This window comes from Streptomyces sp. NPDC036815 (assembly GCF_055609205.1).
This window is the reverse complement of record NZ_JBVJPW010000007.1, coordinates 302,891-320,191: the sequence shown is the minus strand read 5'-3', so window position 1 is coordinate 320,191 and position 17,301 is coordinate 302,891. Positions and strand designations below refer to the sequence as shown.

The 17,301-nt window shown below is 73.3% G+C and carries 15 protein-coding genes; 10 read left to right on the top strand and 5 right to left on the bottom strand.

Annotated features, from left to right (window positions below):
* Positions 1–29: 29 nt before the first annotated feature.
* Positions 30–2,402, bottom strand: coding sequence for a DEAD/DEAH box helicase (locus ACZ69I_RS17790; protein ID WP_470833100.1), 2,373 nt, complete (start codon positions 2,400–2,402; stop codon positions 30–32).
* A 465-nt stretch (positions 2,403–2,867) separates the two neighbouring features.
* On the opposite strand from ACZ69I_RS17790, the gene ACZ69I_RS17785 reads away from it, so the two are divergent.
* A complete protein-coding gene (locus tag ACZ69I_RS17785; RefSeq protein WP_470833098.1) occupies positions 2,868–3,605 on the top strand; it encodes a ferritin-like fold-containing protein in 738 nt (245 codons plus the stop codon).
* Between the two features lie 74 nt (positions 3,606–3,679).
* Here ACZ69I_RS17785 and ACZ69I_RS17780 read toward each other — a convergent pair whose 3' ends face one another.
* The 4 genes from ACZ69I_RS17780 to ACZ69I_RS17765 all read right to left on the bottom strand — a co-directional run bounded on the left by ACZ69I_RS17780 (position 3,680) and on the right by ACZ69I_RS17765 (position 5,562).
* Positions 3,680–3,949 (bottom strand): hypothetical protein, encoded by a 270-nt coding sequence (locus tag ACZ69I_RS17780; RefSeq protein WP_389715332.1) that lies wholly within the window; start codon positions 3,947–3,949, stop codon positions 3,680–3,682.
* A 191-nt stretch (positions 3,950–4,140) separates the two neighbouring features.
* Entirely contained in the window at positions 4,141–4,368 is a 228-nt protein-coding gene (locus ACZ69I_RS17775; RefSeq protein WP_358590202.1) for a DUF3107 domain-containing protein, read from the bottom strand.
* A 139-nt stretch (positions 4,369–4,507) separates the two neighbouring features.
* Complete coding sequence (locus tag ACZ69I_RS17770; protein ID WP_361733636.1) at positions 4,508–5,149, bottom strand: TetR/AcrR family transcriptional regulator; 642 nt, start codon at positions 5,147–5,149, stop codon at positions 4,508–4,510.
* A 191-nt stretch (positions 5,150–5,340) separates the two neighbouring features.
* A complete protein-coding gene (locus ACZ69I_RS17765) occupies positions 5,341–5,562 on the bottom strand; it encodes a hypothetical protein (RefSeq protein ID WP_470833096.1) in 222 nt (73 codons plus the stop codon).
* A gap of 199 nt (positions 5,563–5,761) precedes the next feature.
* Here ACZ69I_RS17765 and ACZ69I_RS17760 point away from each other — a divergent pair, with 199 nt between their 5' ends.
* The 9 genes from ACZ69I_RS17760 to ACZ69I_RS17720 all read left to right on the top strand — a co-directional run bounded on the left by ACZ69I_RS17760 (position 5,762) and on the right by ACZ69I_RS17720 (position 17,279).
* Positions 5,762–6,760 (top strand): alpha/beta fold hydrolase, encoded by a 999-nt coding sequence (locus tag ACZ69I_RS17760; RefSeq protein WP_470833094.1) that lies wholly within the window; start codon positions 5,762–5,764, stop codon positions 6,758–6,760.
* 8 nt (positions 6,761–6,768) lie between these two features.
* Positions 6,769–8,145, top strand: a complete 1,377-nt coding sequence (locus ACZ69I_RS17755) for a DUF3152 domain-containing protein (RefSeq protein WP_470833092.1) — start codon at positions 6,769–6,771, stop codon at positions 8,143–8,145.
* 67 nt (positions 8,146–8,212) lie between these two features.
* Complete coding sequence (locus ACZ69I_RS17750) at positions 8,213–8,305, top strand: Ms4533A family Cys-rich leader peptide (RefSeq protein ID WP_467671010.1); 93 nt, start codon at positions 8,213–8,215, stop codon at positions 8,303–8,305.
* A gap of 215 nt (positions 8,306–8,520) precedes the next feature.
* Entirely contained in the window at positions 8,521–10,242 is a 1,722-nt protein-coding gene (locus ACZ69I_RS17745; protein WP_470833090.1) for an ABC transporter substrate-binding protein, read from the top strand.
* Positions 10,239–11,174: an ABC transporter permease gene (locus ACZ69I_RS17740; RefSeq protein WP_470833089.1), complete on the top strand. Its 936-nt coding sequence runs from the start codon at positions 10,239–10,241 to the stop codon at positions 11,172–11,174. Before ACZ69I_RS17745 ends, ACZ69I_RS17740 begins: the two co-directional genes overlap by 4 nt.
* Positions 11,171–12,160, top strand: a complete 990-nt coding sequence (locus ACZ69I_RS17735; protein ID WP_470833088.1) for an ABC transporter permease — start codon at positions 11,171–11,173, stop codon at positions 12,158–12,160. The genes ACZ69I_RS17740 and ACZ69I_RS17735 overlap by 4 nt, the downstream gene beginning before the upstream one ends.
* On the top strand, positions 12,157–13,767 hold the full coding sequence (locus tag ACZ69I_RS17730; RefSeq protein ID WP_470833086.1) for a dipeptide ABC transporter ATP-binding protein: 1,611 nt from the start codon (positions 12,157–12,159) through the stop codon (positions 13,765–13,767). Before ACZ69I_RS17735 ends, ACZ69I_RS17730 begins: the two co-directional genes overlap by 4 nt.
* A 201-nt stretch (positions 13,768–13,968) precedes the next feature.
* Entirely contained in the window at positions 13,969–15,753 is a 1,785-nt protein-coding gene (locus ACZ69I_RS17725; RefSeq protein ID WP_470833085.1) for a DUF3492 domain-containing protein, read from the top strand.
* Complete coding sequence (locus tag ACZ69I_RS17720; RefSeq protein WP_470833083.1) at positions 15,750–17,279, top strand: hypothetical protein; 1,530 nt, start codon at positions 15,750–15,752, stop codon at positions 17,277–17,279. The genes ACZ69I_RS17725 and ACZ69I_RS17720 overlap by 4 nt, the downstream gene beginning before the upstream one ends.
* The last annotated feature ends 22 nt before the right edge of the window (positions 17,280–17,301 follow it).

Genomic DNA, 17,301 nt, shown 5'->3' with positions numbered 1-17,301 from the left:
TGAGGACCGGCGGAGGGGTGACCTGGGGGTCAGCTCTCCGGGGTCTCCACGGACTCGGCCTTCTTGCGCGTGCGGCGGCGCGGGGCCGCGACGGGCGCCTCGGCCCCGGCCGCGTCCACCGGGGCGGCAGCGGCCTTGCGCGTACGACGACGGGGCTTGGCCTCGTCCGTCGCCTGCGCCGGGATCTCGGCCTCGATAGTCTCGGCCGCCTTGGCCGCGGTCTTGCGGGTGCGGCGCTTGGGCTTCTCGGCCTCGGCGTCGGGCGCGGTGACCTCGGGGGTCGCGGCGTCGGCGACGGTCTCGGCGGCCTTGCGGGTGCGGCGGCGCGGCTTGGTGACCGGCGCCTCCGCCTCCGCCTCCGGGGCAGCGGCCTCGGTGACCTTGGCCGCGGTCTTGCGGGTGCGGCGCTTGGGCTTCTCGGCCTCGGCGTCGGGCGCGGTGACCTCGGGGGTCGCGGCGTCGGCGACGGTCTCGGCGGCCTTGCGGGTACGGCGACGCGGCTTGGTGACCGGCGCCTCCACCTCCGCCTCCGCCTCGGGAGCGGCCGCCTCGGCGACCTTCTCCGCCACCTTGCGCGTACGGCGCTTCGGCTTCTCGGCGGCGGGCGCCTCGACGGCCTCGACCGTCTCCGGGGTGCCCTCGGCCGTGGCGACGGCGGTCTCCGCGGCCTTGCGGGTGCGGCGGCGCGGCTTGGTGACCGGCGCCTCCGCCTCGGCCTCCGGGGCAGCGGCCTCGGGCGCGGTGACCTCCGCTGCGGCGGCGTCGGCCACCGTCTCGGCGGTCTTGCGGGTGCGGCGGCGCGGCTTCGACACCGGTGCCTCCGCCTCGACGACGGGCGCGGGCGCCTGTGCCTCGACGGTCGTGCCCTCGGCCGTGGCCAGGGCCTCCGACGCGGCACCGGCGCGCGTGCGCCGACGGCGGCGCGGGGTGCGCGGCTCGGTCGCCTCGGCGGCGACCGGGGCGGCCTCGACGGCCGGGGCGGCCGCGGCCACCGGAGCGGCGGTCTCGGTCACCACGGCGGCCGGAGCGACCGTCGTGGCGGCGTCGAGCGGGCTGCCGGCGCGCGTACGGCGGCGGCGACGCGGCGTACGGGCCGGACGCTCGCGCTCGGCGGACGCGGAGCCCGCACGATCACGGTCGCGGTCGCGATCACGGTCGCGATCCCGGTCCTGGCCACGACCGCCGGAGCGGCCGCCACGGCCACGACCGCCGGTCTCGCCGAGGTCCTCGACCTCTTCCGCGCCCAGACCCGCACGGGTCCGCTCGGCACGCGGCAGGACACCCTTGGTGCCCGCCGGGATGTTCAGCTCCTCGTACAGGTGCGGGGAGCTGGAGTAGGTCTCGACCGGGTCGTTGAAGCCCAGGTCGAGCGCCTTGTTGATCAGCTGCCAGCGCGGGATGTCGTCCCAGTCGACGAGCGTGATCGCGATGCCCTTGGCGCCCGCGCGGCCGGTGCGGCCGATGCGGTGCAGGTAGGTCTTCTCGTCCTCGGGGGACTGGTAGTTGATGACGTGCGTCACACCGCCGACGTCGATGCCGCGCGCGGCGACGTCGGTGCAGACGAGCACGTCGACCTTGCCGTTGCGGAACGCGCGCAGCGCCTGCTCGCGCGCGCCCTGGCCGAGGTCGCCGTGGACCGCGCCGGAGGCGAAGCCGCGCTTCTCGAGCTGCTCGGCGATGTCGGCGGCGGTGCGCTTCGTCCGGCAGAAGATCATCGCGAGTCCGCGGCCCTCGGCCTGCAGGATGCGCGAGACCATCTCGGGCTTGTCCATGTTGTGCGCGCGGAACACGTGCTGCTTGGTGTTCGCGACGGTCTGGCCCTCGTCGTCCGGCGCGGTGGCGCGGATGTGCGTGGGCTGCGACATGTACCGCCGGGCCAGGCCGATGACGGCGCCGGGCATGGTCGCCGAGAACAGCATCGTCTGGCGCTTCGCCGGAAGCATGTTGATGATCTTCTCGACGTCGGGCAGGAAGCCCAGGTCGAGCATCTCGTCGGCCTCGTCGAGGACCAGGCACTTGACGTGCTTGAGGTCGAGCTTGCGCTGCCCGGCGAGGTCGAGGAGGCGGCCGGGCGTGCCGACGACGATGTCGATGCCCTTCTTGAGGGCCTCGACCTGCGGTTCGTAGGCACGGCCGCCGTATATGGCGAGGACGCGGACGTTGCGCGCCTTGCCGGCGGTCAGGAGGTCGTTCGTCACCTGCTGGCAGAGCTCGCGGGTGGGCACGACGATGAGGGCCTGCGGCGCCTCGGTCAGCTGCTCGGGCTTGGCGCGGCCGGCCTCGACGTCGGCGGGGACGATCACGCGCTCCAGGAGCGGGAGGCCGAAGCCGAGCGTCTTGCCGGTGCCGGTCTTGGCCTGGCCGATGACGTCCGAGCCCGAGAGGGCGACGGGGAGCGTCATCTCCTGGATGGGGAAGGGATTGATGATGCCGACGGCTTCGAGGGCCTCGGCCGTCTCGGGAAGGATCCCGAGCTCTCGGAAAGTCGTAGTCAGGGCTATGCCTTGTCTGTGAGACGCGGTGCGAGGCGAACGCTGGGGGTCGTGACCGTGCCGGTAACCGCCGGCCGCCTGTGGGGCGGGCCGGGGGCGCGGGACCACTGCCGGCGCTCGAGCGCTCGTACCGCTGAGGTTCCCTCCTCGTGCCGTACGCAACCTGTGCGCACTGCCCGGAGGGCTGTCGGGTCGGAGCCGATCGGGCCACCGACCGGGCATCCTCATTCGTACCGCCCGTCAAATACTCGGCGGGCGCATTACCACTGTACCGCTAAATCTCGCATGTGTGTCCGGCGGATTCGTCACATGGTCGTCGTCACAGTGACTGACCAGGGCCTTACGCCTTCCGGCAAGCGGGCTATTGTGCGCTTCATGGAGACGCCTGACACCTCTGCCGAATCCGCCCCCGAACCCACTGGAATCGCTGCCCAGGACTGGGCGACAGCTTCCGCCGAGCCCGACTACCGCGCCGCGGTGGTGGACCTGCTCGGCGCGCTCGCCTACGGGGAGCTCGCGGCGTTCGAGCGCCTCGCGGAGGACGCGAAGCTCGCACCGACGCTCGGCGACAAGGCGGAGCTGGCGAAGATGGCGTCGGCCGAATTCCACCACTTCGAGCAGCTCAGGGACCGCCTTTCGGCGATCGGCGCGGAGCCGACCGAGGCGATGCACCCGTTCGTCGCCGCGCTCGACGGCTTCCACCGCCAGACCGCGCCGTCGGACTGGCTGGAGGGCCTCGTCAAGGCGTACGTCGGCGACTCGATCGCCAGTGACTTCTACCGCGAGGTCGCGGCCCGCCTCGACGGCGACACCCGCGCCCTGGTGCTCGGCGTGCTCGACGACACCGGGCACGCGAGCTTCGCGGTGGAGAAGGTGCGCGCCGCGATCGACGCGGACCCGCGCGTGGGCGGGCGGCTCGCGCTGTGGGCGCGACGGCTGATGGGCGAGGCCCTCTCCCAGTCGCAGCGGGTCGTCGCCGACCGGGACGCGCTGTCGACCATGCTGGTCGGAGGCGTGGCCGACGGCTTCGACCTCGCCGAGGTCGGCCGGATGTTCTCCCGGATCACCGAGGCGCACACCAAGCGGATGGCCGCGCTGGGCCTGGCGGCGTAACAACCCTTACGGGGGCGCCCCGCACCCCTTGCGGGGCGCGCCGCCCGACGGGGCCCCGGCCGCTTCCGGCGCTCTCAGGCCGTCGCCGAGTGGCGCAGTCTGCCGCCGGTCGGGCGCAGCAGCAGCGACAGCAGGGCCGCCGATACGGCGAGCGCTCCCACCAGCGTCGCGGGGGCGTGGCCGGAGCCGAGCGCCATGTGCGTGATGAAGGCGCCGATGAGGGCGCCGACGGGGCCCGTGGACAGGACCAGGCTGCGCCCGGGCAGGCGGTGCCCGAGGCGGTGCGCGGCGGCCCAGGCCAGGGCGAGGCCGAGCAGTGTGGAGCCGAGTGCTTCCAGAATCACGGTGGTGCCCTCCCTTGCGGCCAGGTGCAAATCGGTCGTAGCCGGTCTACCCCGGGCGGCCGGAATGCAACCCTCCATGATCGGCCGGCGCCGGATTCCCCCGTACGAGGCACAGGATCCGCACAACGCACGGGAACGGCCCGGTGATTGAGAACCACCGGGCCGTTCCGTCACGCATGCGCCGAAGCGTCCTACAGGGCGCTGAAGCCCACCTTGCGCGCGGTCGGCTCACCGAGCTCGACGTACGCGAGGCGGTCGGCCGGAACCAGGACCTTGCGGCCGTGGTCGTCCACGAGGCTCAGCAGCGGCGACTTGCCGGTCAGCGCCTCGGACACCGCGGTCTCGACTTCCTCGGCGCTCTGGCCGCTCTCCAGCACGATCTCGCGGGGCGCGTACTGCACGCCGATCTTGACCTCCACGGCTTTGTCCCTCCGACGGTCAGTCTGTGCGCGGCCGTCCGCGCCGTACCCAGCACACATTAGCCCGGTGAGGGGACGGGGACGGCCGCGGCCGTGCACGCCGGTAGCGAACACGGAGCGGGAACAAGGACGCGAGAGCTCAGTGGCCTTCCGTGCCGTGCAGCGGGAAACCCGCGATGCCGCGCCAGGCGAGCGAGGTGAGCAGCTCCACCGCCTTGTCGCGCGGGACCGTGCTGCGGCTTGCCAGCCAGTACCGGGCGACGACCTGCGAATACCCGCCGAGGCCCACGGCGAGGAGCATCGCTTCGTCCCTGGGCAGACCGGTGTCCTCGGCGATGACCTCGCAGATCGCCTCCGCGCACTGGAGGGTGACGCGGTCCACGCGCTCGCGCACCGCGGCCTCGTTCGTCAGGTCCGACTCGAAGACCAGCCGGAAGGCGCCGCCCTCGTTCTCCACGTACGCGAAGTAGGCGTCCATCGTCGCGGCGACGCGGAGCTTGTTGTCCGTGGTGGACGCAAGCGCCGCGCGCACGGACTGGAGCAGTGACTCGCAGTGCTGGTCGAGCAGGGCGAGGTAGAGGTCGAGCTTGCCCGGGAAGTGCTGGTAGAGCACGGGCTTGCTGACGCCGGCGCGCTCGGCGATGTCGTCCATCGCCGCCGCGTGGTAACCCTGTGCGACGAACACCTCCTGGGCCGCGCCCAGGAGCTGGTTGCGTCGGGCACGGCGCGGCAGCCGTGTGCCCCGCGGGCGTGCTGCCTCTGTCTGCTCGATGGCTGTCACGCCGCCTCCCAAAATCGTCCGATGTGCGGTGAGCGCCGCGCCGCCATCGTACTTTTCGGTAACTGTGATGTGCGCGGTGCGAGCGCAGAATTTCACGGACTGGACGACCGCAGAAGGGCTGCGCACCGGTGCGTAGCAGGGCAAACACGGTCAGGTCCGGGTCCGCGGCCCTCGGCTCCCGCCCGGTTCCCCTAGCGGTAGTCGTCCTCGTCGAGGCTGACGACGCGGGCCTGTTCGGCCAGGTCGGCCTCGCTGGCGGTGGCGGGGTCGGCCTCCACCAGGGAGTCGTCCCGGCTGGGCGCGAGGTCGGTGCGCTGCTCGGCCGTGTCCGCCTCCGGGGCCTCGACGTCGACCTCGGGCGCGTGCGTCTCTTCGGTTTCGAAGGTGTCCGGGTCGGTGGGGTCGACACTCATGTATGGCTCTCTTCCCTCGCGGTCCTCGGTGGCCTGGTGGTTCGAGTGCCCCTGCGCCCTCTTTCCATGACTCTTTTCGTCGGTTTTCGTCAGCTCTTCCGAGCGTAGAAGAGACCTGGACGAGGCGCTACGCGATCTGTGTGCGTTCTGTGACAGCGAACACGTGAACTACCGCGTGATCGTCTCGTAACATTGCCGCATGCCTTCGACCGATCTGCCGAACCTACTGGCCGCCGCCGCCCCCAAGCCGGGTGCCGTGGCGGTCGCGGAGGGGGAACGGCTCGACTCGGTCGGTCTGCCCGGGCTCTCGTTGACCGTGCGCTCCCGGCCCTCGGTCCGCCCCGGACTGCCGCCCGCGCTGTACGTGCACGGGCTCGGCGGCTCCTCGCAGAACTGGTCGGCGCTGATGCCACGGCTGGCGGACGTCGTCGACTGCGAGGCGCTCGACCTGCCGGGGTTCGGTGACTCCCCGCCGCCCGACGACGGCGACTACTCCGTCACCGGGCACGCCCGTGCGGTCATCCGCTATCTCGACGCGCGCGGCCGCGGGCCCGTCCACCTGGTGGGCAACTCGCTGGGCGGCGCCATCACCACGCGCGTCGCCGCGGTCCGCCCCGACCTCGTCCGCACGCTGACGCTGATCTCGCCCGCCCTGCCGGAGCTGCGGGTGCAGCGCACGGCGGTGCCGACCGGGCTGCTCGCGGTGCCGGGCGTCGCCGCCCTCTTCACCCGGCTCACCAGGGAGTGGACGGCGGAGCAGCGGGTGCGCGGCGTCATGGGGCTCTGTTACGGCGACCCGGGCAGGGTCACGCCGGAAGGGTTCGACGCGGCGGTGCGGGAGATGGAGCGCAGGCTCCAGCTCCCTTATTTCTGGGACGCGATGGCCCGCTCGGCGCGCGGCGTCGTGAACGCGTACACGCTGGGCGGCCAGCACGGGCTGTGGCGGCAGGCCGAGCGGGTGCTCGCGCCGACCCTGCTGGTCTACGGCGGCCGCGACCTGCTCGTCTCGTTCCGCATGGCCCGCAGGGCGGCCGCCGCGTTCCGCGACTCGCGGCTGCTCACGCTGCCCGACGCGGGGCACGTGGCGATGATGGAGTACCCCGAGAGTGTGGCCACGGCCTTCCGTGAACTCCTCATCGACACCGGCGAGTTGGCCGCGGCGGACCGCGACGGCTCGCGCCCGGGTTCGGGGAGCTGAGGCGGCGCGTGGGACGGCACAGCCGCCGGGGTCCGGCAGACACACCTGACAACACCAGCACCTCGGGCATACCGAAGTCGCGCGGCGCGGGCCCGCAGCAGGGGCCCGGCCCGGGGCGGCGCAGGCGTGCGCCGGGAGCGGACGGAGCACCCGCGCAGGACACGCCCGCTCAGGGGACGCCCGCTGACGGGACGCCTGCGCACGGGATGCCCGCGCAGGGCACGCCTTCCCACGGGATTCCGCACGTGCGGGGCGGGCACCCCGAGCAGCACGAAACCGGCGGCGGCTGGGGCGACGGCGCCGACAGCGGCGCCGGAACCGGCACAGGTGGTGGTCCCCGGGCCGGGGGCGGCCCCGACGTGCCCGGGCCCCGGCAGGACTACATGGCCGCCTTCCCCGACGAGCTCCCCGAGGGCTTCACGCCGGCCTCGCCGGAGCCCGGCGCGGGCGCGGTCATGGGGCCGCCGCCGCCCCGCGACCCGTACGCCTCCGTCACGGACTGGGACGACGTCGAGCCGCTCCTCGGCGGTGCGGGGTCCGATGCCGGGCCCCGCACCAGGAAGCGCGGCCGCGCCGTCGTCGGCGTCGCGGCCGCCGCCGTGATCGGCGTGGTCGCGGTCGTCGTCGCGGGTCAGCTCGCCGGCGGGGCGAAGGGCTCGGACTCGGGTACTGAGGCGGCGCCGGGTGGCGCGCGCGACACCGAGGACCCCGCGTCCCGCTCGGACCGCAGGCCGACGCCGAACGAGCTGCGGGACGCCCCGGACACGTACGACCAGAAGATGGGCAAGGAGTTCCCGCTGGACCCGAAGCTCAGGGCGTCCGGCGACTTCGAGGCGATGCCCGGGTTCGACAAGGCGCCCGGCAAGGGGCAGCGGTTCCGCTACCGCGTCGACGTCGAGAAGGGGCTCGGCCTCGACGGGAAGCTCTTCGCGCAGGCGGTGCAGAAGACCCTGAACGACGACCGGAGTTGGGCCCACGCGGGGGCCCGCACCTTCGAGCGGATCTCGTCGGGGCGGCCTGATTTCGTCATCACGCTGGCGAGCCCGGGAACGACCGCGAAGTGGTGCGCCAAATCCGGCCTGGACATCACCCAGGACAACGTGTCGTGCGATTCCGCGGCGACGGACCGCGTGATGATCAATGCCTATCGGTGGGCGCAGGGCGCCGAGACCTACGGCGACGCCGTCAAGAAGGAATTCGGCAACGCCATCCACCCGTACCGCCAGATGCTCATCAATCACGAGGTCGGCCACCGGCTCGGTCACAATCACACGGACTGCACGAAGGACGGGCAGCTCGCCCCCGTCATGCAGCAGCAGACGAAATTCCTGGAGCACGACGGCATCAAGTGCAAGGCCAACCCCTGGGTGTTCCCGAAGAGTTGAGGTGGGGCGGCGTTCGGGCCCCGGGGCGGTTTTGACATCAGTCGGAAATTCGTTCATATTTCTCCGCATGTCGAACCAGCACGCCCCGTCGAGCGCCGCCATTGAGCTGGCGCTGTTCGGCGTGACCGCGCTCTGCGTGGCCGACATTCACTGTTGCTGACGCCCGCCCCGGCGAGTGCGTCGCTCCTTTCCAGCTGTACCGGTCCCGGCCGGACCGTAGCCGTTCTCGGCTGCTCGTCGTCGGGCTCAGCTGTTTTCCGCGGCCTTTGTGCCGCGTCTTCCGCGCCTTCTCCGGGGTGAGCTCCGCTCGGTCTCTGCTCGATTCCCGTTGATCCGCTGCCCTTTTCGCAGCGTCCCCCGAGAGGTCTTCTTCCGATGCGTCAATCGCCCGTCATAGCCCGCCGCGTGGCAGCGGCATCCGTCAGCCTGGTCCTGGCCTCGGGCCTCGTCGCCTGCGCGGGTCCGAAGGACGGGGACGCCGGGAGCGGCGAGGGGACGCCCGCCAAGGGCGGCACGCTCACCGTCCTCAACCGTGTACCGCAGGTCGACTTCGACCCCGCGCGGCTCTACACCTCCGGCGGCGGAAACGTGCCGAGCCTCGTCTTCCGCACCCTGACCACCCGCCACCGCGAGGACGGCGCCAAGGGCACCGAGGTCGTGCCGGACCTCGCCACGGATCTGGGCAAGCCGAGCAAGAACGCCACGGTGTGGACGTACACCCTGAAGAAGGGCCTCACGTACGAGGACGGTTCGGCGATCACCTCGGCGGACGTGAAGTACGGCATCGAGCGGTCCTTCGCGGCCGAACTGTCCGGCGGTGCGCCCTTCTTGAGGGACTGGCTGATCGGGGGCGCCGACTACGAAGGGCCGTACAAGAGCAAGGGCGGCCTGAAGTCGGTCGAGACGCCGGACGAGCGGACGATCGTCTTCCATCTGAACAAGCCCGTGGGCGACTTCGACTACGTGGCCACGCAGACGTCGTTCGCACCCGTGCCGAAGGCCAGGGACAAGGGCACCAAGTACGAGGAGCACCCGGTCTCGTCCGGGCCCTACAAGGTCGCCAGGAACGAGAACGACGGCGAGCGGCTGCGCCTGGAGCGCAATCCGCACTGGTCCGCCAAGACCGACCCGGAGCGCAAGGCCTACCCGGACGTCATCGACGTGCGGTCCGGGCTCGACTCGTCCGTCATCAACCAGCGGCTCTCCGCCAGCCAGGGCGCCGACGCCGCCGCCGTCACCACCGACACCAACCTCGGCCCGGCCGAACTCGCGAAGGTCACCGGCGACAAGCAGCTGGCCTCGCACGTCGGCACCGGCCACTTCGGCTACACGAACTACCTCGCCTTCAACCCGAAGGTGAAGCCGTTCGACGACCCGAAGGTCCGCCAGGCCATCTCGTACGCCGTGGACCGCTCCTCGGTCGTCAACGCGGCCGGTGGCTCCTCGCTCGCCGAGCCCGCCACCACGTTCCTGCCCAACCAGAAGTCGTTCGGATACACGAAGTTCGACCACTTCCCGGCGGGCCCGTCCGGCAACCCGAAGAAGGCCAGGGAGCTGCTGGCGGAAGCCGGTCACAAGGACGGGCTCACCATCACGCTCACGCACTCCAACGCCAAGGACTTCGAGACCAGCCCCGAGATCGCGACCGCCGTGCAGGACGCGCTGAAGAAGGCCGGGATCACGGTCAAGCTGGAGGGCCTGGAGGACAACGACTACCAGGAGAAGACCCACAGCGCCAAGGACGAGCCCGGCCTCTTCCTCGCCCACTGGGGCGCCGACTGGCCCTCCGGCGGCCCCTTCCTCGCCCCGATCTTCGACGGCCGGCAGATCGTGAAGGACGGCTCCAACTTCAACTCCGGGTTCCTGGACGACAAGTCCGTCAACGACGAGATCGACGAGATCAACAAGCTCACCGACCTCAAGGCCGCCGCCAAGCGGTGGGGCGCGCTCGACAAGAAGATCGGCGAGCGGGCGCTGACCGTGCCGCTCTTCCACCCGGTCTACAAGCGCCTGTACGGCAAGGACGTCAAGAACGTCGTCATCAGCGACTGGACCGGTGTCCTCGACGTCTCCCAGGTCGCGGTGAAGTCGTCGTGACCGTCCGCTCCGGCTTCTGGGGGCGGCTGCGTGCGCAGCGCGCCGCCCTCGTCGCGGCGGGCGTCGTCGCGGTGCTCGTCCTCGTGGCGCTCGCCGCGCCGCTGCTCACCGCCCTGGAGGGGCAGGACCCCACCACGTACCACCCGGACCTCATCGACTCGGCGCGCGGCGGCGTGCCGGTCGGCCCGTTCGGCGGGATCAGCGGCGAGCACTGGCTCGGCGTCGAGCCGCAGACCGGGCGTGACCTCTTCGCGCGCCTGGTCCACGGGGCGCCGGTCTCGCTGGGCGTCGCACTCGCCGCGACCGTCGTGCAGCTGTTCATCGGGATCGTCGTCGGCGTCGCCGCCGGGTTCGGCAGCCGGTGGGTGGACCAGGTGCTCAGCAGGGCCACCGACGTGATCGTGGCGCTGCCGCTGACGGTCTTCGCACTCGCGCTGATGGCGGTCGTGCCGGACGGCTTCCCGCGGCCCGTGCTCGTCGCCCTGGTCATGGGCCTCGTCGCCTGGGGCGTCGTGGCCAGGATCGTGCGCGGGCAGACCGTCGCGCTCAAGGAGCTCGACCACGTGGCCGCCGCCCGGCTCAGCGGCTGGGGCGGCGTGCAGATCGCCCGGCGCGAGCTGCTGCCCGCGCTCGCCGCGCCCGTCATCACCTACGCCGCGCTGCTCCTCCCCGCGAACATCACCGCAGAGGCGGCGCTGTCCTTCCTCGGGGTGGGCGTGCAGCCGCCCACCCCGTCCTGGGGGCAGATGCTGGCCACCGCGAACGTCTGGTACCAGGCGGCTCCGCAGTACCTGCTGTTCCCGGCGGGGGCCCTGTTCGTGACCGTCCTCGCGCTCACCGTCCTCGGCGACGGCGTGCGCACCGCCCTCGACCCGCGGGCCGCGTCCCGGCTGCGGATCGGGACGGGCCGCAAGCGGGAGGTCAGCGCGTGACCGGCTTCCTCGCGCGGCGCCTGGCGGGCGCCGCGGTCACCCTCCTCGTCATCTCCGTGATCATCTACACGGTGTTCTACGCCGCGCCGGGCGACGTCGCCCAGATCACCTGCGGACCACGCTGCTCACCGGCCCAAGTCCAGCAGGTGGCCGAGCAGTTGCGGCTCGACGACCCGCTGTACGTCCGCTACTGGGACTTCCTCCAGGGCCTCTTCGTCGGCCAGGACTACTCCACCGGCACGGGCACCGAGCACTGCGGCGCGCCCTGCCTCGGCATCTCCTACCAGAGCGACCAGCAGGTCACCGCGCTGATCCTGGCGAAGCTGCCGGTCACCGGGTCGCTCGCGCTCGGCGCCATGGTGCTCTGGCTGCTCCTCGGCGTCGGCACCGGCGTGCTCTCCGCCTGGCGGCGCGGCCGGGTGACCGAGCGCGTGCTGACCGCCATCACCCTCGCGGGCACCGCCACGCCCGTCTTCATCATCGGGCTGCTGCTGATGATCGTCGTCTGCGGCCAGCTGCAGTGGCTGCCCTTCCCGCAGTACGTCCCCTTCGCGGACGACCCGACGCAGTGGGCGTGGAACCTGCTCCTGCCGTGGCTGTCGCTCGCGCTGATCGAGGCAGCCAAGTACGCGCGCCTGACCCGCTCCTCGATGCTGGAGACGCTCGCCGACGACCACGTGCGCACCTTCCGGGCGTACGGCGTGGGGGAGCGCACGATCATCGGGAAGCACGCGCTGCGGGGTGCCGTCGCTCCCGTCATCACACTGACCGCCACCGACTTCGGATCGATGTTCGGGGGTGCCGTACTCACCGAGACGCTGTTCGGGCTGCCCGGCCTCGGCCGCGAACTCGTGCACGCGGTCAAGGTCGTCGACCTGCCGGTGGTCGTCGGGATGGTCCTGGTCACCGGCCTCTTCGTGGTGCTCGCCAATGCCGTCGCGGACGTCCTGTACGCGGTGGCCGACCGACGGGTGGTGCTGTCGTGAGTCTTGTCCAAGTCAGCGATCTGAGGGTCGGGTTCGGCTCCGGCAAGGGTGCCGTCCACGCCGTCGACGGCCTCTCCTTCACGCTGGAGAAGGGCGGCGCGCTCGCCCTGGTCGGAGAGTCGGGATCCGGTAAGTCCACCGTGGCGTCCGCGCTGCTCGGCCTGCACCGGGACACGGGCGCGCGCGTCAGCGGGTCGGTGCTGGTCGACGGCGTCGACGTACAGGCGGCGTCCGACACCGAACTGCGGCGGCTGCGCGGCGGGAAGGCCGCGATGGTCTTCCAGGACCCGCTCTCCTCCCTCGACCCCTACTACGCGGTGGGCGGCCAGATCGCCGAGGTGTACCGCGTCCACACGGGCGCGTCCCGGCGGGCGGCACGCGCGCGTGCCGTGGAGGTGCTCGACCGGGTCGGCATTCCCGACGCCGCGCGCCGTTCCCGGGCCCGCCCGCACGAGTTCAGCGGCGGCATGCGCCAACGGGCTCTCATCGCCATGGCGTTGGCCTGCGAGCCCGCGCTGCTCGTCGCCGACGAGCCGACCACCGCGCTCGACGTGACCGTCCAGGCCCAGATCCTCGACCTGCTGCACACGCTGCGCGGCGAGACCGGCATGGGGCTGCTCCTTGTCACCCATGACGTGGGCGTCGCCGCCGAGAGCGTCGACGACGTGCTGGTCATGCGGGACGGGCGCGCGGTGGAGCGCGGTGCGGTGCGGGAGGTCCTCGGGGCGCCGCGGGAGGCGTACACGCGGGAGCTCCTGAAGGCCGTCCCGCGGGTGGACTCGCCGCTGGTGCCGGCCGCCGGTGAAGCGGGCGAGGTCGTGCTCGAAGCCGTCGGTCTGCGCCGGGCGTTCGGGCGCGGCAGGCGTGCGGTCACCGCCGTCGACGACGTCTCGCTCACCGTCCGGCGCGGGGAGACCCTCGGCATCGTGGGCGAGAGCGGCAGCGGCAAGACCACGCTCGGCCGCATGCTCGTGGGCCTCCTGGCGCCGACCGCCGGGCACCTCCGCCACGGGGGTGCGGAGGTGCCCGGCGGTCGGGTGGTGCCCGGGGTGCAGATGGTGTTCCAGGACCCCGTCTCCTCGCTCAACCCGCGCCGCTCCGTGGGCGAGTCGATCGCCGACCCGCTGCGCGCGCGGGGCGAGGGCGACTCCTTCGTACGGGGACGGGTGAGCGAACTCCTGGGGCGCGTGGGGCTCGAACCGGCGCACTACGACCGCTACCCGCACGAGTTCAGCGGTGGCCAGCGCCAGCGCGTCGGCATCGCGCGGGCGCTCGCGGCGGAGCCCCGGCTCATCGTGTGCGACGAGCCCGTCTCCGCCCTCGACGTGACGACGCAGGCCCAGGTGACCGCGCTGCTCGCCGAGTTGCAGCGCGAGCTCGGACTCGCGCTGGTCTTCGTCGCCCACGACCTCGCGGTGGTGCGCCAGGTCAGCGACCGGGTCGCGGTGATGCGGCAGGGGCGGATCGTCGAGGAGGGACCGGTGGCGGAGGTCTACGGCGCGCCCCGGCACCCGTACACCCAGCGGCTCCTCGCGGCGGTGCCCGCGCTCGACCCCGAGGCGGCGAGGCAGCGGCGCGAGGCCCGCAAGGAGCTGGCCGCAGCCTGACTCTGCGTAGCGAAACGGGGCTTTCGGGGTGCTATAGCGCGACGGAACGCAACCGGCGCGGGAAAGTTACTGCCGTTCACCCCTTTTGGTGGCGCGATGGACAACCGTCCGTCGCGCCACCCGCATGACCGCATACGTTCGTCCCGCTGCGAGCCGTCGGACCAACGGCGGCTCCCCGGACGGGATATCGGGGGTGCGCTCGTGCGCGTCGGACTGCTTACGGAGGGTGGCTATCCGTATGTGAGCGGTGAGGCCAGGCTCTGGTGCGACCGGCTCGTGCGTGGGCTCGGGCAACACGAGTTCGACGTCTACGCCCTCAGCCGCAGCGAGCGGCAGCAGGCGCGGGGCTGGGTCGAACTGCCCCCGCAGGTCGGCCGGGTGCGCACGGCGCCGCTGTGGACCGCCGACGACGAGGCGCTCTGGGCCGCGGGCCCCCGCGGCGGCCACGGGCGGCGGGCCCGGCGCCGTTTCGCGGAGTGCTACGGGGAGCTGGCGGACGTGGTGTGCCGCGGCGGTTCCGGTGCGGGTGCCGCCGCTGGTGCGCAGGGCGCGGCGCAGGACGCGCGCGACGAAGTGGCGGACCGTTTCAGCAGCGCCTTGTACGGGCTCGCCGAACTCGCCCGCGACGAGGGCGGCCTCGTCGCTGCCCTGCGCTCCGAGTCCGCCGTCCGCGCCCTGGAGCGCGCCTGCCGCGCGCCCGGCGCACTGCGGTCCGCCCGCGCCGCCCGCGTGCCCGACCTGCTCACCGTCGCGGGCCTGATGGAGCGCGCGCTGCGACCGCTCTCCCTCGACTGGTACGGGGCCGACGGACTCGGCGCTGTCGACCTGTGCCACGCCGCCTCCGGCGGACCCGCGGCGCTGCCGGGACTCCTCGCCGGCCACTTCGACGGGGTCCCGCTGCTCGTGACCGAGTACGGCGTGCGGCTGCGGGCGCACTACCTCGCCGCGGGAGACACCGGTCTGAGCGCACCGGCGCGGGCGCTCCTCGCGTCCTTCCACGGCCTCCTCGCCGCCGAGGTGTACCGCGGGGCCACCCTCATCACCCCCGGCAACACCCACGCCCGACGCTGGCAGGAGCGCTGCGGCGCCGACCGCGCCAAGCTGCGCACGGTCCACCCCGGCATGGAGGCGGCCCGCTTCTCGGAGATCGGCGAAGGGGGTTACGACGACTTCGCCGCGGGCCCCGACACGCTCCTGTGGGTCGGCCGCGTCGAGCCCGCCAAGGACCTGATCTCGCTGCTCCACGCCTTCGCGGAGGTCCGCGCTGCGGTGCCGGGCGCGCGTCTCAGGATCGTCGGGGCGCCGGCCGAGGGGCCCGGGGCGGTGGAGTACCTCGCGCACTGCCGGGCCCTCGCCGCGCAGCTCTTCCCCGACGAGGCGCCGGGCGCGCACGCCGTCGGCTGCAACCCCGTCTCCTTCGAGGAGATCGGCGGCCCCGACGTCCCCGAACTCGCCGACGCGTACGCCTCCGGAGCCGTCGTCGTCCTCTCCAGCGTGGTCGAGGGCTTCCCGATCAGCCTGGTCGAGGCCATGTTCTGCGGGCGCGCGACCGTCTCCACGGATGTCGGCGCGGTGGTGGAGGTCATCGGCGGTACGGGTCTCGTCGTGCCGCCGCGCAATCCGAAGGCGCTCGCGGAGGCGTGCGTGTCGCTCCTGCGCGACCCCGAGCGGCGCGCGCGCCTGGGGGCGGCGGCGCGGGCGCGGGCCCTTGAGCTCTTCACCGTCGAGCAGAACGTCGCGGCATTTCGAAGCATTTACCTGGAGATCGTCTCGCACTGCCCGGTGCGCAGGGACGTGGTGGACGAGGCGGGCGAGCCCGTGCCGTTCGCGCATCCGGCGGAGGCGTACGTGCCGGGGCGGTGGGCGGTCGCGGTCGGGCCCGCGTCGAACGGGGCCGGGGCGGGCGCCGAGGGCGGCGGGGCGCCGAGCTGGGCCGTGACGCAAGAGGCCGATGTGCGGGCGCAGTTGAAGGAGGCCACCGTATGAGGCGACATGAGGGAGCCGTCCGGGCCATGGACGCACCGCGCGCTCCGGAGGGTGCGACCGGCTGGGACTCGCGCTCCGAGGAACTGCTCGCGGACCGGGCGCTGACGCCGGAGCCGACGGAGCTGCCGGGCGCGGGAACCGTCGCCCCGGTCGGCGCGGCGTCCGTGCCCGCCTTCGGCGAGGGCGAGGGTGACGACGACGGCGACAGCGGCTGGGACGCGCGCGGCAAGGGCAGAGGCACCGGCTCCAGAGGCACCGGCTCCAGAGGCAACGGCTCCAGAGGCACCGGCCTCGGCGCCACCGGCGTGCGGGCGCCCCGCCCGAGCGCCGCCCGCGCCAAGCCCGCGCGGCGCGGCCCCGCCGACCCCGTCAAGGCCCTCATGCACCGCCACCGCGGGCTGTGCGAGCGCGCCGTCGACCCACTGGAGATCGCGGCGGGCCTGGAGGCCCACGGCGTCACCGACAGAACAGCCGCACGCTTCCGGCACCGCGACGTCTTCGCCCTGGCCGAGGAGATGTACGCGCGCGTGCCCCGCGACGGCGGTGACACCCCACCCGGCGACGGGCCCGGGGGCGAACGCACCGGAAGCGACGGGCGGACCACCGGCCACGGCGCACCCACCGGCATCCCCGAAGTGCCCACCGGCTGGGCCCTGTTCGCGCTGCTGCCCGGCGCCGCCTGCGCCGCCGCCGTGACCGGCCTCGCCCTCAGCGAGGGGAGCACGCGCCTCGTGGCCCTGCCCCTGGGCGCGCTCGCCGTCGGCGTGGCCCTGCACATCGCCCTGCGGCACGGGCCGCTGCGCTCCACCTCGCACGCGATGCCCGCCACGCGCGCGTGGGTGTGCTGGCTCCTCGCGTACGCCCTGCTGGGCGACGGCCTGGTGCGGGGCGTCGTCGCGGGCGGGCCCGGCGGACCCGGCGACCTCTGGGACCCGGCGGCCGCCGCGCTCCTGGGGCTCGCCCTCGCCGTCGCGCCCGCGACCTGGTGCGCCCGCCTCTTCGCCGTACGGGCCGGGGGCCGGCTCGCCGCCAGCCGCGGGCTCGACGAGTTCGCGTCCTCCGTACGGCCGCTGCTGCTCGGGGTGTTCGCGCTGTTCCTGGGGTCGCTCGGGGCGCTCCTCGCGGCGGCGGACGCGGTGCTCGGCGGCACCGGCGACTTCGGGGGCCTCGACGGGCGATCGAGCGGCCACCCCGGCGGCGGTCCTCCCGCACTGCTCGGGGCCGCCGCGCTCGGCGCGCTGCTCCTGCTCGCCCGCCTCCTCGGCGTCTACGGCTTCACCCGCGCCCCCGTCCTGCTGCTCGGCGCCGCGGGCACCTGCGAAGCGACCGCCCTGGCCCTGGTGTTCCTGGCGAGGCTGCCCGGCTGCGCCGCACTGGCCGCGCCCGTCACGGCCGCCGTCGACGCCTGGGGGCCGGGCGCCGTACCGACCGCCGCGTGCGGCGCCGCCGCCCTCGTCCTCCTGGTCCACGCGGCCAGGACCCTCACCCTCGCCTCGGCCCACGCGGCATCCCGCGCCGCGCCGTAGCCACCGACCGGCACGACCACCC

What these genes read in the sequence shown, in the direction of transcription:
- ACZ69I_RS17750 (WP_467671010.1), top strand. Translation starts at nt 8,213, where the DNA reads ATGTCGAACCAGCACGCCCCGTCGAGCGCCGCCATTGAGCTGGCGCTG.
- ACZ69I_RS17790 (WP_470833100.1), bottom strand. Translation starts at nt 2,402, where the DNA reads ATGACGCTCCCCGTCGCCCTCTCGGGCTCGGACGTCATCGGCCAGGCC.
- ACZ69I_RS17765 (WP_470833096.1), bottom strand. Translation starts at nt 5,562, where the DNA reads ATGAGTGTCGACCCCACCGACCCGGACACCTTCGAAACCGAAGAGACG.
- ACZ69I_RS17745 (WP_470833090.1), top strand. Translation starts at nt 8,521, where the DNA reads ATGCGTCAATCGCCCGTCATAGCCCGCCGCGTGGCAGCGGCATCCGTC.
- ACZ69I_RS17720 (WP_470833083.1), top strand. Translation starts at nt 15,750, where the DNA reads ATGAGGCGACATGAGGGAGCCGTCCGGGCCATGGACGCACCGCGCGCT.
- ACZ69I_RS17785 (WP_470833098.1), top strand. Translation starts at nt 2,868, where the DNA reads ATGGAGACGCCTGACACCTCTGCCGAATCCGCCCCCGAACCCACTGGA.
- ACZ69I_RS17760 (WP_470833094.1), top strand. Translation starts at nt 5,762, where the DNA reads ATGCCTTCGACCGATCTGCCGAACCTACTGGCCGCCGCCGCCCCCAAG.